This window comes from Streptomyces sp. NPDC002773, from assembly GCF_040295605.1.
In the GTDB taxonomy this organism is placed as follows: Bacteria; Actinomycetota; Actinomycetes; order Streptomycetales; family Streptomycetaceae; genus Streptomyces.
The window spans coordinates 60,793-76,344 of record NZ_JBEOVO010000024.1 but is presented as its reverse complement, the minus strand read 5'-3'; the positions used below and the strand labels follow the sequence as shown (position 1 = coordinate 76,344).

Below are 15,552 nucleotides of genomic sequence, written 5' to 3'. Positions count from 1 at the left end.
GCCTCAGTTGGCGTCGAGGAGCTTCAGCTCCGGGTGGGCCGTGCCCCCCTCGATCGCGATGGACGAGATGTGCGAGACGACGCGCTCGTCGACCGGGTCGTTCGCCGGGTCGTCGTGGACGAGGAGGTGCTCGTACGTGGTCGCGCGCTGCGCCGGGACGCGGCCCGCCTTGCGGATCAGGTCGATGATCTCCATGCGGTTGGAGCGGTGCTTGGCACCGGCCGAGGAGACGACGTTCTCCTCCAGCATGATCGAGCCCAGGTCGTCGGCGCCGTAGTGCAGGGAGAGCTGGCCGGCCTCCTTGCCGACGGTCAGCCACGAGCCCTGGATGTGGGCGATGTTGTCCATGAAGAGCCGCGCGACCGCGATCATCCGCAGGTACTCGAAGATCGTCGCCTGCGTGCGGCCCTTGAGGTGGTTGTTCTCGGGCTGGTACGTGTACGGGATGAAGGCCCGGAAGCCGCCCGTCCGGTCCTGCACGTCACGGATCATCCGCAGGTGCTCGATCCGCTCGGCGTTGGTCTCGCCGGTGCCCATCAGCATGGTGGAGGTGGACTCGACGCCCAGGTTGTGGGCGATCTCCATGATCTCCAGCCAGCGCTCGCCGCTCTCCTTGAGCGGGGCGATGGCCTTGCGCGGCCGGGCGGGCAGCAGCTCGGCGCCGGCGCCCGCGAAGGAGTCGAGCCCGGCGGCGTGGATGCGGGTGATCGCCTCCTCGACGGAGACACCGGAGATCCGCGCCATGTGGTCGACCTCGGAGGCGCCGAGGGAGTGGATGACCAGCTGCGGGAAGGCCTGCTTGATCGCGGCGAAGTGCTGCTCGTAGTACTCGACGCCGTAGTCCGGGTGGTGGCCGCCCTGGAACATGATCTGGGTGCCGCCGAGCTCCACGGTCTCCGCGCAGCGGCGCAGGATGTCGTCGAGGTCGCGGGTCCAGCCCTTCTTCGTGTCCTTCGGGGCCGCGTAGAAGGCGCAGAACTTGCACGCCGTCACGCAGACGTTCGTGTAGTTGATGTTCCGCTCGATGATGTACGTCGCGATGTGCTCGGTCCCGGCGTACCGGCGGCGGCGTACGGCGTCGGCGGCGGTGCCGAGGGCGTGCAGGGGCGCCGAGCGGTAGAGGTCGAGCGCCTCCTCGGGGGTGATCCGGCCACCCGCGGCAGCGCGGTCGAGAACAGACTGGAGTTCGGCCTTCTCGGTCACCGGTTGTGTCCCTTTCGGAGGGGTTCTTGCAGACCGAACCAGCGTACGCCAGGGGTCCCCGCGGCTTCCGTGGGGTGGCGTACGGGCTCCACGGACCCGGTCAACGGATAACGGATAGGCGAATGCATTACCGGGCGGGGAAGCTGCGGGGAAGCAGTGGGAAAGCGGCGGCGAATTTCGGGATACCTAATGAGAACTCGGCGGCAGCAGTTCGACCGTGACGTCCGCCGGGAAGCCGGTCGTGGGGCCGGTGCGGCGGGCGAACTCGCGGACTCCGGCGAGCTGCTCGGGACCGAAGCGGAAGTCGAGCGTACGGAAGTACCGCTCCAGGAGTTCCGCGTCGAAGGTCTCCCAGCGGGCGGCCTGCTCGGCGACCTTGGCGACCTCTTCGAGGGAGAGGTCGCGCGAGGCCAGGAACGCCTGGTGCACCTCGTGGACCGTCTCCGGTTCGCGCGCCAGGTAGTCCTTGCGCGCCGCCCAGACGGCGAAGACGAACGGGAGGCCCGTCCACTCCTTCCACATGAGGCCGAGGTCGTGGACCTGGAGGCCGAGCCGGGGCGCGTCGTGCAGCGAGGCCCGGAGCGCGGCGTCGCCGATGAGGACGGCCGCCTCGGCCTCCTGCATCATCAGGCCCAGGTCAGGGGGGCAGGTGTAGTAGTCCGGCGCCACCCCGTACCGCTCGGCGAGCAGCAGCTGGGCGAGGCGTACGGACGTGCGGGAGGTGGAGCCGAGGGCGACGCGCGCCCCGTCCAGCTCCTCCAGCGGACGCTGCGAGACGATCACGCAGGACATGACGGGCCCGTCGCAGCCGACGGCGATGTCGGGGAGGGCCACGAGGTCCGCCGCGTTGCGGAGGTACTCGACGAGGGTGATGGGGCCGATGTCGAGATCACCGCGGACGAGCCGCTCACTGAGCTTCTCGGGGGTGTCCTTCGTCAGCTCCAGATCGAGGAGCGTTCCGGTTCTGGCCAGGCCCCAGTAGAGGGGGAGGCAGTTCAGGAACTGGATGTGCCCGACGCGGGGCCGGCTGCGCTGCTGCTCGTCGGTTGCATTGTCCACATAGTGAGGCTAGACCCGTCTCGTACCGTGGGCATCGGCGGGGCACGCGCGTGAGCGCGGGGAGCGGGATCAAACATGCGAGTGACGTGATCTTTCGCTCTTCCGCCCCGAGCGTCCTGCGTGCTAGGCTCGACGCAAGTTGCAGTTTGGTTTCCCTTGCAGTACAGAGCCTGCGGAGCATGTGACCCGCAGGCTTTTGTAGTTTTCAGACTTGTTTGCAGGTTCTGGAGCAGGGCAACCCTTTGGCCCAAGGAGGGCTTATGGCTACCGGAACCGTCAAGTGGTTCAACGCTGAAAAGGGCTTCGGCTTCATCGCCCAGGACGGCGGCGGCCCGGATGTCTTCGTCCACTACTCCGCGATCAACGCGAACGGCTTCCGTTCGCTCGAGGAGAACCAGGTCGTGACCTTCGACGTCACGCAGGGCCCGAAGGGCCCGCAGGCGGAGAACGTCTCCCCGGCCTAAGTTGCCCGGGTCGGCGAACGCGCACCTCTAGAGCAGTACCCAAGGAGCCCCGCTCCGTGCCTCCGGGCACGAGCGGGGCTCCTGCCCTTTTTCCCGCCGCGTCCGGCGGGGCGGGGGCTCGAAGTCTGGTACGCATGACCGAACGCAAGCCGCCCGGAGTCAGCTCGAGCCGTTGAAGGAGCCACCCGTGAACAGCGCCGCCCTGCTGGCCGACTCGTTCGGCCGGATCCGTGAGGCCGTCCACGAGGCCGTGGAGGGCCTCACCGAGGACCAGCTCGCCGTACGGATCGATCCCGACGCCAACTCGGTGGCCTGGCTCGTCTGGCACCTCACCCGCATCCAGGACGACCACCTCGCGGGCGCGTACGGCACGGAGCAGCTGTGGACGGGGGACGGCTGGCGGGACCGCTTCAAGCTCCCGTTCCCGGCCGAAGCGACCGGCTACGGCCAGTCGCGGGCCCAGGCCGGCCAGGTCCGCGCCCCGGCGGAGCTGCTGCTCGGCTACCACGACGCCGTGCACGCCCGCACCGTGGAGCTGATCGGGACGGTGACGAACGCGGACCTTGACCGGGTCGTCGACACCGCCTGGGACCCACCGGTCACGCTCGGCGTCCGCCTGGTGTCGGTGATCGCGGACGCGCTCCAGCACGCGGGGCAGGCGGGGTACGTACGGGGTGTGGTGGAGCGGCGGGGCTGAGCGCGGCGGGCGGCGGGGGCGGCCGGAAGAAGCCGTTCCGCTCCGTGCGGGGATCGCAGCTGCGGCCAACTCCGCCCGGCCGACCGGCGTTCGCCGGAATCCGTACAACCAACCGAGCCCTCCATGAGTCTGATCGAACGGCGCGGCCGTGACTGCGCGCCGTTCGACTGCCATGGGGGGCGTCCGTTCCGTGCACGCGCACGGCCTCTCACGGCGTTCCGCACCTCCACACCTATGAAGGAACGTTTCTTGACTCACTCGCGTGTGTCTCGTGCATCCCGTGTGCCCCGTGCGCCCCGCCGACACGTCATCGCCGCCGTCACCGCGGTCCTGGCCGTCACCGCCGGAGGGGCCCTGACGGCCACCCCCGCGACCGCCGCCCCGGTGACCGCCGTCCAGGCGCCCGCCCAGGCGGCCGACATGGTCACCCTGCCCCACCCCACGGAGATCGTCAGCGCCGGAGCGACCGGATACCTCACCCGCGCCGTGTACCCGTCGGGCGCCGAGTACCGCTGGACGAACTACGCCGACGGCACCACCAAGTCCCTGACCGCGCCCCGCACCAGCTTCTTCGGTGCCCAGTCGGACATCGTCTTCTCCCGCGAGGCGACGCAGGTGGTCTACTGGCTGAACGACATGACCAGCACCAGCTCCTTCCGGTACGGCCTGTCCCACAACGACCAGCGCTACGTGGTCTCCGGCGCCGTCGGCGAGACGCTGGTCATGTCCCACACCGACGAAGACACCGGTGTGCTCGACGTGGACCTGTTGAGCCGCGCCACGGGCTCCACCACCACCCGCGACGTCGCCGCCATCCCCGACGACGCCCGCCTGGGCCGCGTCTGGGCCGGCTCCCCCGGCATCGCGCTGCTCCAGTACTCCACCGGTACCGGCACCGGCCTGAACACCTTCCTCGTCGCCGTGGACACCGCCACCGGACAGGCCGTGGACGGGCCGCGCCAGACGTACTCCGAGCGGACCGGCACCGACGCGTCCCTCTCCCGCACCCACGTGGCCTGGATCGAGCGCACCGCGGCCAACCGCGTCCAGCTGTTCACGGCCCTCCGCGGCGTCGACGTCGACCCGGTCGCCACGGACCTCGGCCAGGCGGCGACCGGCTCCGACGTCGACGTCAACCTGGTCGGTAACTGGGTGACCACCGCCGAACTCAACGGCGGCACCGCCACCGTCACGTCGGCCCTCTTCCCGCTCACCGCCCGCCGCCTGGGCGACCCCCGGACCACGGTCAAGCTCCTCGACCACGTCTCCAGCTCGGCGACCGCCCCCAACGGCGACCTCTACGCGCGCGGCGGCACCGTCGCCCAGGGCGAGGGCATCTACCGGATCTCCCCCGGTGCCGACGGCACGCCGGTCGCCACCCTGGTGGCGAGCACCGACGCCCCGACCGCGCTGGCCCTCACCTCCACCGACGTCGCGCCCACGGTCAACCTGGACCTGAACGGCGGCAAGGCGACGCTCCGTTGGCAGCTGTCCCGGGACAACGCGGCCGGCAAGGTCACCCTGCGCCACGTCCGCACCGGCAGGACCACGGAGTTCCCCTTCGGCAACACCGGCGCGATCCGCTTCGACTGGCCGGGCACCCTCCCCGGCGGCCCCGCCCCCAACGGCGACTACGTCTGGGAGCTCGACGCCAAGCCGCTCAACGGCATCGGCCCGGACCTGAGGAAGACGGGCACCTTCAAGGTGACCCGCAAGGCGGGCCTGCACGACTACGACGACAACGGCGCCCCGGACCTGCTGTCCCGCGACGCCTCCGGCCGCCTGTGGCTCGACGAGGTCAGGAAGACCGCCTCCTCCCCCGACTACTGGTCGCTGGAGAGCAAGCTCCTCGGCCCCGGCTGGAACGCGTACAACCAGATCGAGGCCGTCGGCAACGTCGCTGGCGCCGCCCCCGCCGACCTGGTCGCCCGTGACACCGCGGGCATCCTCTGGCTGTACCTCGGCAAGGGCGACGGCACCTTCGCCGGCCGGACCAGGATCGGCTCCGGCTGGAACGCGTACAACAAGATCACCGGCGGCAGCGACCTCAACGGGGACGGCTGGGCCGACCTGATCGCCACCGACGCCGCCGGCCTCCTGTGGACGTACCAGGGCACGGGAAGCTGGTCGGCGCCCTTCCGGACCCGCGCCAAGGCCGGTACGGGCTGGGGCGGCTACAACCAGATCACCGCCGTCGGCAACGTCGCCGGTACGCCGCAGGGCGACCTCCTCGCCCGCGACGCCGCCGGTGTCCTCTGGCTCCACCAGGGCGCCACCGCCACCTCGTTCTCCGCCCCGGTCAGGGTCGGCGCGGGCTGGGGCGCGTACACCCATCTCGTCGGCATGGGCGACGTGGACCGCGACGGACGCAACGACCTGTTCGCGTACGGCAAGGGCGGGTCGTTCGTCTACCGGGGCACGGGCACCACCGCGACGCCGTTCGCCACGCGCGAGTCCAGCTCCGTCTACCCGGCGACGCCGACGCCCCGCCACCCGATCGTCTGACCCGTCCGGACACCCGGCCGGGCAACCGGGGCGGGCCGGGACCACGCGTCCCGGCCGCCCCCGCACCACGTCTCCTGAGCTCGTCCTCTCCCAGGAAAGAATGGCTTCCTTGAACCACACGCCCGTACGCCGGAGACGGCAGGCCGCAGCCATCTCGGCCGTGCTCGCCGTCGTCACCGCCGCCGGTCTCGCGGCCCCGGCCGCCCTGGCCGCCACCCCGCCCGCCGCCGTGCAGTCGGTCACGGCCGCGCAGGACACGCCGCTCACGCTCCCCGAGGGCTCGAAGCTCATCAGCGCCGGCCGTACCGGCATGCTGAGCGCCACCGACGGGTCGAGCGTCGTCTACCGCTGGACGCGCTTCTCCGACGGTGTCACCACCCAGCTCTCCGGCAAGCCGCGGGGTGTCCCGGGCACGGACACCGTCGCCACGGAGAACGGCAGCGTCATCACGCTCACCGACATGAGCGGGGGCTCGGACCCCGTCGTGATCGACACCTCCGCCTTCAACACGGCCGCCACCCCGTACACCCTCCAACGGGTCGTCGGCTCCACCCTCGTCATGACGGCGACCGTGTCCGGAACCGCGGAGTACCACCTGGTCTCCAAGGAGGACGGCCGGGTGGTCGACCGCAAGGTCGTCCTGCCCCAGGGCGCGCAGCCCCTGCTGATGCACTCCAACGGCCCCGGCACCTTCGTGCTCCACTACAACCGCGTGGTCGGCGAGGTCTGGACGAAGTTCGTGGGCGTGGTGGACCCCGCCACCGGCGCGGTCACCGAGACGTACGACACCTTGCCGTCCACCCAGACCCGCTCCACCGTCCTGTCCCCGACCCACGTGGCCTGGGCGGAGACGCCCTCCGGCGGCAAGGCGACCCTCGCCGTCGCCCGCCGGGGCGAGACCCAGGTCGTACGGACGCCGATCGACCCCCTCAGGAACGCGGACAACATCCTCCTCCGGGTGGTCGGCGACTGGCTGACGTACAACCGGAACGGCGGCGGCACCGCCACGTTCACCGACGCCCTCCACTCCCTCACCGCCCGCTCCCTGAAGACCGGCGACACGGTCGAGCTCCTCGACCACGTCCAGTCCAGCACCGTCGACCCGGACGGCAACCTGCTGGTCCTCGGCGGCACGATCGAGCACGGCGAGGGCCTCTACCGCGTCGCCCCCGGCGCCGACGGCACCCCCGTCGCCACGCTGGTGACGAGCGCCGGCCGGCCGACCGCCCTCACCATGGAGAACGAGACCCTCCCGCCGACCGGTGTCGTCGACTTCGACCGCGCCGGTGGTGCGCTGAAGGCATGGGGGGACCTCAGCCGTTCCAACGCACAGGTGAGCCTCACCTTCACCCACACCGCGTCCGGTCTGAAGGGCGGCGACGGGGCCATCCCGCGCACGGGGACGACCGGCTTCGCCCTCACCTGGAACGGGAACTTCACCAACGGCGTCCCGGCCTACAACGGCGCCTACACCTGGTCGTTGACGGCGACGCCCCTCAACGGCATCGGCCCCGACGTCGTCCGCACCGGCACCTTCACCCTCACCCGTGCGCCGAGGCCCCACGACTTCGACGACAACGGCTCGCCGGACCTGCTCGCCCGGGACGGTCTCGGCCGCCTGCGCTCGTACGACATCAACCAGATCGTGGGCTCCTCCACGATCCGCGAGCTGGAACCGGTGAACCTCGGGACGAGCTGGTCCGCGTACGACCGGATGACCGCCACCGGCGACATCACCGGCACGACCGCCCCCGACCTCGTCGCCCGCGACAGGACCGGCGTCCTCTGGCTCTACCAGGGCAACGGCAAGGGCCTCGCCCCTCGGACGAGGATCGGCGGCGGCTGGCAGGTCTACAACACGCTCACCGCCGGCTCCGACGTCACCGGCGACGGCCGCCCCGACCTCCTCGCCACCGACACCCTCGGCTCCCTCTGGCTCTACAAGTCCACCGGCGACACCGCCGCACCCTTCGCCCAGCGGGTGCGGGTCGGCGGCGGCTGGGGCGCCTACAACCAGATCACCGCCACCGGGAACATCGGCGGCGCCGCCGCCGGAGACCTCCTCGCCCGCGACACGGCCGGTGTCCTCTGGCTCTACCTCGGCAAGGGCGACGGCACCTTCGCGCCCCGCATCAAGGCCGGCTCCAGCTGGAACGCGTACGTGAGCCTCGTCGGGGCCGGCGACGTGAACGGCGACGGCCGGAACGACCTGGTCGCGTACGACGCGGACGGCGGCCTCTACGCCTCCCTGTTCACCTACCTGGGCACGGGCGACTGGAGGGCCCCCTTCGGAAAGCGCTGGGCCCCCTACAACCCCGGCCTCGGCGAAGGCGCGGTAGACCTCTTCTGAACCGGGACGGCCGCCCAGACCGTCTTGCCGACACAGCGGTCCTTCACGCCCCACGTCGTGGCGAGGGCGGCGACGAGCAGCAGCCCGTAGCCGCCCTCGTCGGGGTTCGCGGACGGTAACGGCCGGCGCTCGCCGCGCGCGTCCGACAGCTCGATCCGTACGTGGTCGTCGTCGAGCGCCATCCGCACCTCGAAGTCCCTCCCCGGCACCCGGCCGTGGAGGGCGGCGTTGCTGGCCAGCTCGGCCACGACCAGCTCGGCCGCCTCGGCGGCCGAGCCCGTCACCCCCCAGTCGTGGAGCTGCTGCACAGCGAGCAACCGCGCGAGTCGTGCGCCCCGGCGCGTGGCCGAGAGCCGGAGCGTGAACTCACCGGTCGGAGTGGTGGTTTCGGACTTCATGCCCCCGAGACTGGCCCGTCGGCCGTACGCTGACCAGCAGCGACGCGACGACGCTGAGTGACTGTACGGGCACGCCAAGAGGGCGGTACGGATGTCGGGAAACGTGGAGGAGCGGCCGGAACGGCCCTCCGAGGTGGACGGTACGGCGCACCTGTTCCGTGCGCTCGGGAAGATCATCAAGGTGCTGCGGAAGAACGCGGGCCTGAGCCAGGCGGAAATGGCGGACGCCACTCATTGCAGCGAGGACCTCGTCTCCTCGGTCGAGCGGGGAGTACGGACACCCCAACCGGACTTCCTGACCCGGGCGGACCCGGTGGTGGGGGCGGGGGGCGTGCTGATCGCGGCGGTGGATGACGTGCGGGATGCGCTGGCGAGGGCGCGGGTGCGGCATCCGGATTGGTTCCGGGACTTCGCGGAGGAGGAGGCGAAGGCGGTCGCGCTGCACTATTACGCCGTGCAGGCAGTGCCTGGCCTCCTTCAGACGCAGGCGTACGCCTGCTCCCTCTTCGAGCACCGCCGCCCCATGCTGGACGAGGCGACCATCGAGAAGCGGGTGGCGGATCGGATCTCGCGGCAGGTGTTGTTCGACAAGTGGCCCCTTCCGACGATCAGCTTCGTCCTGGAGGCAGCCGTGCTCCTCCGCCCGTTCGGCGGACCGGAAGTGCACCGCGAGCAGTTGCTGCGCATCCGCAACGTGGCCCAGCGACGAACGGTCGACTTCCAGATCATGCCGCAGGACAAGGCCGAACACCCCTATCTGGACGGCGCCTTCACCCTGCTCACGCCGAAGGGACGGCGGGAGGTCGCGTATACCGAGATCTACGGTCACTCCCGGCTGATCACCGACCCTGAAGAGGTCCGCCAACACGCGGAGCGCTATGGGATCATCCGGGCGCAGGCACTCACCAAGCGCGAGTCCCTGGACTGGATCGAGAAACTGCTGGGAGAACGATGAACACCACGGATCTGGCCTGGTTCAAGAGCAGCTACAGCAGCTCCGAGGGCGGCAACTGCATCGAGATCGCCTACGACTGGCGGAAGTCCAGCTACAGCAGTAGTGAAGGCGGCGAGTGCATCGAGGTAGCCGCCCACCCCACCACCATCCACATCCGCGACTCCAAGAACCCCCACGGCCCCCAGCTCGCCGTCGCCCCGGCGGCCTGGGCCGCGTTCGTGGACGTAGCATCGGGCGCGTGACCAGCAAGAAGTTCGTTCTCTTCGACGTCGACGGCACCCTCATGGACGCCGTCGCCAACCAGCGGCGCGTCTGGCACGAGTGGGCTGCGCGGCATGGGCTCGACGGGGACGAGGTGTACGCCGTCGCGCTCCGGACGCGGCCGGTGGAGACGTTCGCGGCCGTCGCGCCGAGCCGCGACCCGGACGAGTGCCTCGCCCTCCTGCACGCGCTGGAGGACGAGGACGTCCGTACGGGGACGTACGCGGCGTTCGACGGGGCCGCCGAGCTGCTCACCGGCCTGCCGGAGGACCGGTGGGCGCTGGTGACGTCGAACTACGAGCACCGGGTGCGGGGCCGGTTCGAGCGGACCGGGCTCCCCCTCCCCGGTCTGATCGTGGACGCGGCCTCGGTGGTGGAGGGGAAGCCGTCCCCCGTCCCGTACCTCACCGCCGCCGAGAAGCTGGGCGCGGACCCGGCGGACTGCCTGGTGATCGAGGACGCGCCGTCCGGGGTACGGTCCGGTCTCGCGGCCGGGATGACGGTGTGGACGGTCAACACCGAGGCCCCCGCGGCCGGCGCCCACCGGCACTTCACCTCCCTGGCGGGGGCGGCGCCGGAGATCCTGGCGCTGGTGGGGCGCAGGTCGTAGGCCGTCTCATTCCCGCTTTCGCAGGCGTCACGGGCCGCGCCAGAGGTTGGCGAAGGCCGTGTTCTCGATGGTCCGCCTCTGGCGTACGGCCTCCAGCTCCATCACCGCGTCGTGGACGGCGGCCACCACGGCCGTCACCGCCTCGTCGTCGAAGCCGGGCTCCTCGTCGGAGCGGCCGCTGTCGATGCCCACCGCCGAGGCGAGGGCGGCCAGGACGGGTTCCCTCTCCTCCCAGCGGGCGGCCGCCCGGCGGCGGGTGGGCGTGTCGGCCGGTTCCACGCGTTCCGGGGCGAAGGGCAACCGGCCGCTCCGCTTCCGTGTCACCTCACCGTCCGCTTCCATCGCGGCCCGGTACGCGGCCGAGAGGTCGCGGCCCCTGCGCCACAGCCAGTCCTCGATCTGCTCGTGGGGCGACTCCCGCGTGAGCTGCTCCGCAGCCTCGGCGAGGAGCCGGTCATCCGACGTCGACGGCCCACCCGGGACGATGCGGTCGTCTTCCACGGTTGCTGCCCCCGCCCCGATGAGATCGATCAGCTCGGCTCCCGCGAGTGCGAGCGACAGGTCGCCCTGCCCCACGGCCGGCCCCGGGCTCGGGTCCATGGCGATGATGAACAGGTCTTTCGCCGTGCTCATGAACGGCTCCCCTCAGAGACATCGACACACGTACGTCCTGACCGGACAGGCTAGCCCCGCACGTGCGGCCCGAACCTCATCCGCCCCGCAACCACAGCTTTGCAACAGGCACTTGACCGCCGTTCAGTTCGTCAACCCCCTCAGCTACTGTGTCGCCCATGCAGGGGGAACCGGAAAACAATTCCAGTCCGGACAATCTGATCGGCAGCGGGGCCATGCCGCTGGAGACGGGGGATCCTCGTCAGATCGGGGCGTTCCGGCTGCTCGGCGTGCTCGGGTCCGGCGGTATGGGGCGGGTCTACCTCGGGGCCGTGCCCGGAAAGTTCGCAGCGGTGAAGCGGGTCCTTCCCGTCCTCGCCGAGGACGCGGACTTCCTGAGCCACTTCGGGCACGAGCTGGACAACCTCGCCCGGCTGCCCGCCGGCGCCAACACCAAGCTCCTCGCGAGCGACCGCACGGCGAAGCCGCCGTGGTTCGCCACCGAGTTCATTCCGGGCATCACCCTCAACGAGGCCATCCGGCTGAACGGCGGCCCGCTGCCCGGTGAGGCCCTCTGGCGGCTCCTGCGCGAGGCCGCCGCCGGACTGCGCGTCGTGCACGGCGCCGACATGGTGCACCGCGACCTCAAGCCGTCCAACGTCATGCTCACCACCTCCGGCCTCTCCCTCATCGACTTCGGCGTCGCCCGCGCCGCCGACCAGAGCCGCCTCACCAAGACCGGCATGGTCATCGGCACCCCCGCCTACATGGCCCCCGAGCAGGCCATCGCCGACCGGCAGCTGACCGGCGCCGCCGACGTCTTCGCCCTCGGCAGCCTCGTCCTCTACGCGGCCAACGGCCGCCCGCCGTTCGGTGACGGCTCCGGGCCCGGCCTGCTCTACCGCGTCGTCCACGGCGAGCCCGACTTCGGGCGGCTCACCGAGACCGAGCCCGAGCTGGCGGCGCTCGTACGGACCTGTTTCGCCAAGGACCCGGCGGACCGGCCCACCGCCGACGAACTCGTCGCACTCGCCGAGGAGCAGGCATCCGGTGTCGTGTGGCCGGCCGCCGTCACCGAGCGGATCGACGAGCGGGCCACCTTCGCGGCCGGGGCGCCCACGGCCGAGCAGCTCGCGGAGCTGGAGAAGGCCGAGCCCGCCCAGGACGTGGCGACGACCCCCCTCACCCCGCAGGGCGGCCGCGAGCCGGCGACCGTCTCGCCCGACCCCGTGTCCGTCACCGGGCAGGCCACGCCCGGCAAGCCGCCGCGGCGGCGCAACCGCTTCGTCATGCTCGCCGTGCCCGTCGTCGTGGCGACCGGCACCACCCTGACCGTCGCCCTCGGCCCGTACGAGATCGGCCGCCTCGGCGCGGCCCCCGGCACCTCGGGGACGCCGTCATCGGTGGCCTCGCAGCCGGCGAACGTACCCCCGTCGACCGCCGGAACCGGGTCGCCGTCGGCGAAGACCCCCGGCGCCAAGCCGCCGCCCTCCAAGCCGGGCGCCAAGCCGCCGGGGTCCTCCCCCGGCGCACCGCTCCCGCCCCCGCCCGCCGACGGCGGCGGCGGCGCTGTGGGCGGAGGCGGTGCCGTGGGCGGTGGCGCAGTGGGCGGCGGCGGTGCCGTGGGCGGCGGGGGCGGAAGCGGTTCGGACAGCGGGTCGGACACCGGCTCCGACAGCGGGTCCGGCACCGACTCCGGCACCGGCACCGTGCCCGACGCCGGGTCGAACCCCACCACCCCCTCCGGCGGCGGACAGACGACCCGTCCCGCTCCCCGGCCCACGACCACCAAGCCGGCACCCCCGCCGGCCACCGGCGGCGGCTCGTCGACCTCGGGGACGTACTCCCTGCAGAACGTCTCCAGCGGTCACTGCCTGGCGGAGAACGACGCGGGCTACGCCGTCCTCGTCGACACGTACGAGTGCGGTTCCAAGGCCACCAACGGCGGCTACCTCGCCTACTCCTGGACGTACTCCCCGGGCGCGAACGGCACCTTCCGCCTCATCAGCAAGATCTCCGGGAAGTGCATGCAGCCGTCGAGCTCCGCCGTCACCGTCGCCCCCTGCAGCGGCTCCACCGCCCAGTCCTGGAAGATCGGCACCTCGACGTCCTCCGGGCGGACCATCAAGAACATGAGCAACGGTTACTGCCTGATCTCGGGGCCGCCGTTCGTGATGACGTATACCTGCAACTCGGGCGACCAGGGCCACCTCTGGCGGAACATCTCAGCCATGTGAGCGGGGTCGGCCGAAGATGGGGACGGTGACCTCGCCCTCCCGCCGGAAGGCGACCTCCAGGTCCATCCCGATCCGGAGGTCGACCTCCGGCACCCCCACCACCTCCGTCATCATGCGCGGCCCCTCCGCCAGGTCGACGACGGCCGCGACGTACGGCACCCGCTCGCCGAACGGCGGGAGGTCGTTCCGGTGGACGACCGACCAGGTGTAGAGGGTGGCCCGGCCGCTCGCACGGATCCAGCGGACGTCCTCGCTCCAGCAGTAGGGGCAGAACTCGCGCGGGTAGTGGTGCGGCCGGTCGCAGGCCGCGCAGTGGCGCAGGAGCAGGTGCCCTTCGGCGGCGGCGTCCCAGTAGGGGCGGGTGAAGGCGTCGATGTCGGGGGTAGCGGCCGTCACAGGAAGAGTCCGATCGCGGAGTCGAGGGACCAGGTCTGCCAGGACATCGCGAGGAGCGCGACGAGGGAGATGAGCGCCATCATCGCGTTCTGCCCCTGTTCGGCCCAGTCATGGATCATCAGGACGAGGTAGAGGAGGTTGAGGAGGAGGCCTCCGACCAGGGCGACGGGGGTGAGGAAGCCGAGGATCAGGCCCAGGCCGAGGGCGAGTTCGGCGTAGACGACGACGTACGCCATGAGCTTGGGGCGCGGGGCGACGACGGCGTCGAATCCCCTCTTCACCGGGGGCCACCTGTGCTTGCCCGCGATGTCGGCGGCCCAGGCGATGCCGGTGCCGCGCTCGAACCAGCCCTTCCTGTCCTTGTGGCGCCAGCTCTCCAGCCACCACAGGCCGAGGCCGATGCGGAGGACGGCGAGCCATTCGGCGCCGGTGAGCCAGACGGTCTGCAGCTGCGCCTGCGTCTGCATGCGCGCGTCCTCTCGGCGAGCCGGATCTGACGGTACGTCAGTTCAGCGCAGCTCCGCCGTGCAGCGCAAGAGGTGGGCACGCGTGACCGATTCGCAACCGAAACCCCTCCCGGTCGAGACCCACTACGTGTACACGTCATTACGCTCAGCATTCATGGCCACCACCCACCACGAACCGCCCGTCCACCCCGTGTACGTGATCGGCGGCGGGCCCGGCGGACTCGCCGTCGCCGCCGCTCTGCGCTCACGAGGCGTCCGGGCCGTCGTCCTGGAGAAGTCCGACGCCGTCGGCGCCTCCTGGCGCGCCCACTACGACCGGCTGCGGCTGCACACCACCCGGCGGCTCTCCGCCCTGCCCGGTCTGCGGATCCCGCGCTCGTCCGGACGCTGGGTCGCCCGCGCGGACGTGGTGCGCTACCTGGAGACGTACGCCGAGAAGCACGAGCTGGACGTCGTGACGGGCGTCGAGGTCCTCCGCGTCGAGCGGGCCGGCGAGGAGTGGGTCCTGCACGCCACCGGCGGGCGGCGGCTCACCGCGCGGGCGGTGGTCGTGGCCACCGGCTACAACCACACCCCGCACGTTCCCGAGTGGCCCGGCCGCGACGCGTACAAGGGCGAGCTGAGCCACGCGCGCGCGTACCGCAATCCGGAGCCGTACGCCGGGAAGGACGTGCTCGTCGTCGGCATCGGCAACACCGGCGCCGAGATCGCCGCCGATCTCGCCGAGGGCGGCGCCGCCCGGGTGCGGCTCGCGGTCCGGACCGTGCCCCACATCGTGCGCCGCACGACGGCCGGCTGGCCCGCCCAGCGCTCCGGCATCCTGATACGGCGGCTGCCGGCGGCCCTCGTCGACCGTCTCGGCGCCCTGCTCGCCCGGTTCGCGACGCCCGACCTCACGGCGTACGGGCTCCCCCGACCGGACACCGGCCTCGCGACCCGGCAGCGGGAGGGCGCGGTGCCGGTGCAGGACGTCGGTCTGATCGACGCCGTACGGGCCGGGAAGGTCGAGATCGTCGCCGCCGTCGAAGCCTTCGAGGGCGGCGAGGTGGTCCTCGCGGACGGGACCCGGATCGCCCCGGACGCGGTGATCGCGGCGACCGGCTACCGGCGGGCCCTTGAGCCGCTCCTCGGGCACCTGGACGTGCTCGACGGGCAGGGGCGGCCGGTGGTGGCAGGGGCACGCTGCCCGCGCGAGGCGCCCGGTCTGTACTTCACGGGGTTCACGAACCCGATCAGCGGGATGCTCCGGGAGCTGGCGATCGACGCGGAGAGGATCGCGCGCCGGATCGCGCGCCGGACTGCCCGCCGCCGGAAGTAGGCCGCGGTCGCCGCCGGAAG

15 protein-coding genes are annotated in these 15,552 nt (G+C 71.7%); 9 read left to right on the top strand and 6 right to left on the bottom strand.

Translation table 11 applies throughout. The features are described from left to right. Window positions 1-3 precede the first annotated feature (3 nt). A complete protein-coding gene (gene mqnC, locus ABT034_RS25575) occupies window positions 4-1,203 on the bottom strand; it encodes a cyclic dehypoxanthinyl futalosine synthase (protein ID WP_351219043.1) in 1,200 nt (399 codons plus the stop codon). 186 nt (window positions 1,204-1,389) lie between these two features. Next, window positions 1,390-2,262, bottom strand: a complete 873-nt coding sequence (locus tag ABT034_RS25570; protein ID WP_351219041.1) for a menaquinone biosynthetic enzyme MqnA/MqnD family protein — start codon at window positions 2,260-2,262, stop codon at window positions 1,390-1,392. Between the two features lie 260 nt (window positions 2,263-2,522). On the opposite strand from ABT034_RS25570, the gene ABT034_RS25565 reads away from it, so the two are divergent. The 4 genes from ABT034_RS25565 to ABT034_RS25550 all read left to right on the top strand — a co-directional run bounded on the left by ABT034_RS25565 (window position 2,523) and on the right by ABT034_RS25550 (window position 8,278). Beyond that, window positions 2,523-2,726: a cold-shock protein gene (locus ABT034_RS25565; RefSeq protein WP_041130679.1), complete on the top strand. Its 204-nt coding sequence runs from the start codon at window positions 2,523-2,525 to the stop codon at window positions 2,724-2,726. A 187-nt stretch (window positions 2,727-2,913) separates the two neighbouring features. Next, window positions 2,914-3,423, top strand: a complete 510-nt coding sequence (locus ABT034_RS25560) for a mycothiol transferase (RefSeq protein ID WP_351219039.1) — start codon at window positions 2,914-2,916, stop codon at window positions 3,421-3,423. Window positions 3,424-3,705: 282 nt separating this feature from the next. Further along, window positions 3,706-5,928: an FG-GAP repeat domain-containing protein gene (locus ABT034_RS25555; protein ID WP_351219037.1), complete on the top strand. Its 2,223-nt coding sequence runs from the start codon at window positions 3,706-3,708 to the stop codon at window positions 5,926-5,928. Between the two features lie 109 nt (window positions 5,929-6,037). After that, window positions 6,038-8,278 (top strand): FG-GAP repeat domain-containing protein, encoded by a 2,241-nt coding sequence (locus ABT034_RS25550; protein WP_351219035.1) that lies wholly within the window; start codon window positions 6,038-6,040, stop codon window positions 8,276-8,278. Here the strand turns inward: ABT034_RS25550 and ABT034_RS25545 are convergent. Further along, a complete protein-coding gene (locus tag ABT034_RS25545) occupies window positions 8,236-8,676 on the bottom strand; it encodes an ATP-binding protein (RefSeq protein WP_351219033.1) in 441 nt (146 codons plus the stop codon). The two genes, ABT034_RS25550 and ABT034_RS25545, sit on opposite strands and share 43 nt — an antisense overlap. 91 nt (window positions 8,677-8,767) lie before the next feature. Here ABT034_RS25545 and ABT034_RS25540 point away from each other — a divergent pair, with 91 nt between their 5' ends. From ABT034_RS25540 to ABT034_RS25530, 3 genes are read left to right on the top strand one after another with little or no spacing between them, the layout of a single operon-like run. Then, window positions 8,768-9,631, top strand: a complete 864-nt coding sequence (locus tag ABT034_RS25540; protein ID WP_351219031.1) for a helix-turn-helix domain-containing protein — start codon at window positions 8,768-8,770, stop codon at window positions 9,629-9,631. Then, on the top strand, window positions 9,628-9,873 hold the full coding sequence (locus tag ABT034_RS25535; RefSeq protein WP_351219029.1) for a DUF397 domain-containing protein: 246 nt from the start codon (window positions 9,628-9,630) through the stop codon (window positions 9,871-9,873). The genes ABT034_RS25540 and ABT034_RS25535 overlap by 4 nt, the downstream gene beginning before the upstream one ends. Continuing rightward, complete coding sequence (locus ABT034_RS25530) at window positions 9,870-10,502, top strand: HAD family hydrolase (RefSeq protein WP_351219027.1); 633 nt, start codon at window positions 9,870-9,872, stop codon at window positions 10,500-10,502. The genes ABT034_RS25535 and ABT034_RS25530 overlap by 4 nt, the downstream gene beginning before the upstream one ends. Window positions 10,503-10,529: 27 nt before the next feature. On the opposite strand, the gene ABT034_RS25525 is transcribed toward ABT034_RS25530, so the two are convergent. Next, a complete protein-coding gene (locus ABT034_RS25525; protein ID WP_351219025.1) occupies window positions 10,530-11,135 on the bottom strand; it encodes a GOLPH3/VPS74 family protein in 606 nt (201 codons plus the stop codon). Window positions 11,136-11,293: 158 nt separating this feature from the next. On the opposite strand from ABT034_RS25525, the gene ABT034_RS25520 reads away from it, so the two are divergent. Next, window positions 11,294-13,351 carry a protein kinase domain-containing protein gene (locus tag ABT034_RS25520; RefSeq protein ID WP_351219023.1) on the top strand — a complete coding sequence of 686 codons (2,058 nt, stop codon included), beginning with the start codon at window positions 11,294-11,296 and terminating at the stop codon, window positions 13,349-13,351. Here ABT034_RS25520 and ABT034_RS25515 read toward each other — a convergent pair. Together ABT034_RS25515 and ABT034_RS25510 are read right to left on the bottom strand one after the other, a co-directional pair. After that, window positions 13,340-13,747 carry a Zn-ribbon domain-containing OB-fold protein gene (locus ABT034_RS25515; RefSeq protein WP_351219021.1) on the bottom strand — a complete coding sequence of 136 codons (408 nt, stop codon included), beginning with the start codon at window positions 13,745-13,747 and terminating at the stop codon, window positions 13,340-13,342. The two genes, ABT034_RS25520 and ABT034_RS25515, sit on opposite strands and share 12 nt — an antisense overlap. Beyond that, entirely contained in the window at window positions 13,744-14,196 is a 453-nt protein-coding gene (locus tag ABT034_RS25510) for a DoxX family membrane protein (RefSeq protein ID WP_351219109.1), read from the bottom strand. The genes ABT034_RS25515 and ABT034_RS25510 overlap by 4 nt, the downstream gene beginning before the upstream one ends. A 172-nt stretch (window positions 14,197-14,368) precedes the next feature. Here ABT034_RS25510 and ABT034_RS25505 point away from each other — a divergent pair, with 172 nt between their 5' ends. Then, window positions 14,369-15,532 carry a flavin-containing monooxygenase gene (locus ABT034_RS25505; protein WP_351219019.1) on the top strand — a complete coding sequence of 388 codons (1,164 nt, stop codon included), beginning with the start codon at window positions 14,369-14,371 and terminating at the stop codon, window positions 15,530-15,532. Window positions 15,533-15,552: the final 20 nt, after the last annotated feature.

Excerpts from the sequence above, each read along its gene's own strand:
- ABT034_RS25565 (WP_041130679.1), top strand. The coding sequence starts at position 2,523 with ATGGCTACCGGAACCGTCAAGTGGTTCAACGCTGAAAAGGGCTTCGGC.
- ABT034_RS25545 (WP_351219033.1), bottom strand. The coding sequence starts at position 8,676 with ATGAAGTCCGAAACCACCACTCCGACCGGTGAGTTCACGCTCCGGCTC.
- ABT034_RS25540 (WP_351219031.1), top strand. The coding sequence starts at position 8,768 with ATGTCGGGAAACGTGGAGGAGCGGCCGGAACGGCCCTCCGAGGTGGAC.
- ABT034_RS25535 (WP_351219029.1), top strand. The coding sequence starts at position 9,628 with ATGAACACCACGGATCTGGCCTGGTTCAAGAGCAGCTACAGCAGCTCC.
- ABT034_RS25525 (WP_351219025.1), bottom strand. The coding sequence starts at position 11,135 with ATGAGCACGGCGAAAGACCTGTTCATCATCGCCATGGACCCGAGCCCG.
- ABT034_RS25520 (WP_351219023.1), top strand. The coding sequence starts at position 11,294 with ATGCAGGGGGAACCGGAAAACAATTCCAGTCCGGACAATCTGATCGGC.
- ABT034_RS25505 (WP_351219019.1), top strand. The coding sequence starts at position 14,369 with ATGGCCACCACCCACCACGAACCGCCCGTCCACCCCGTGTACGTGATC.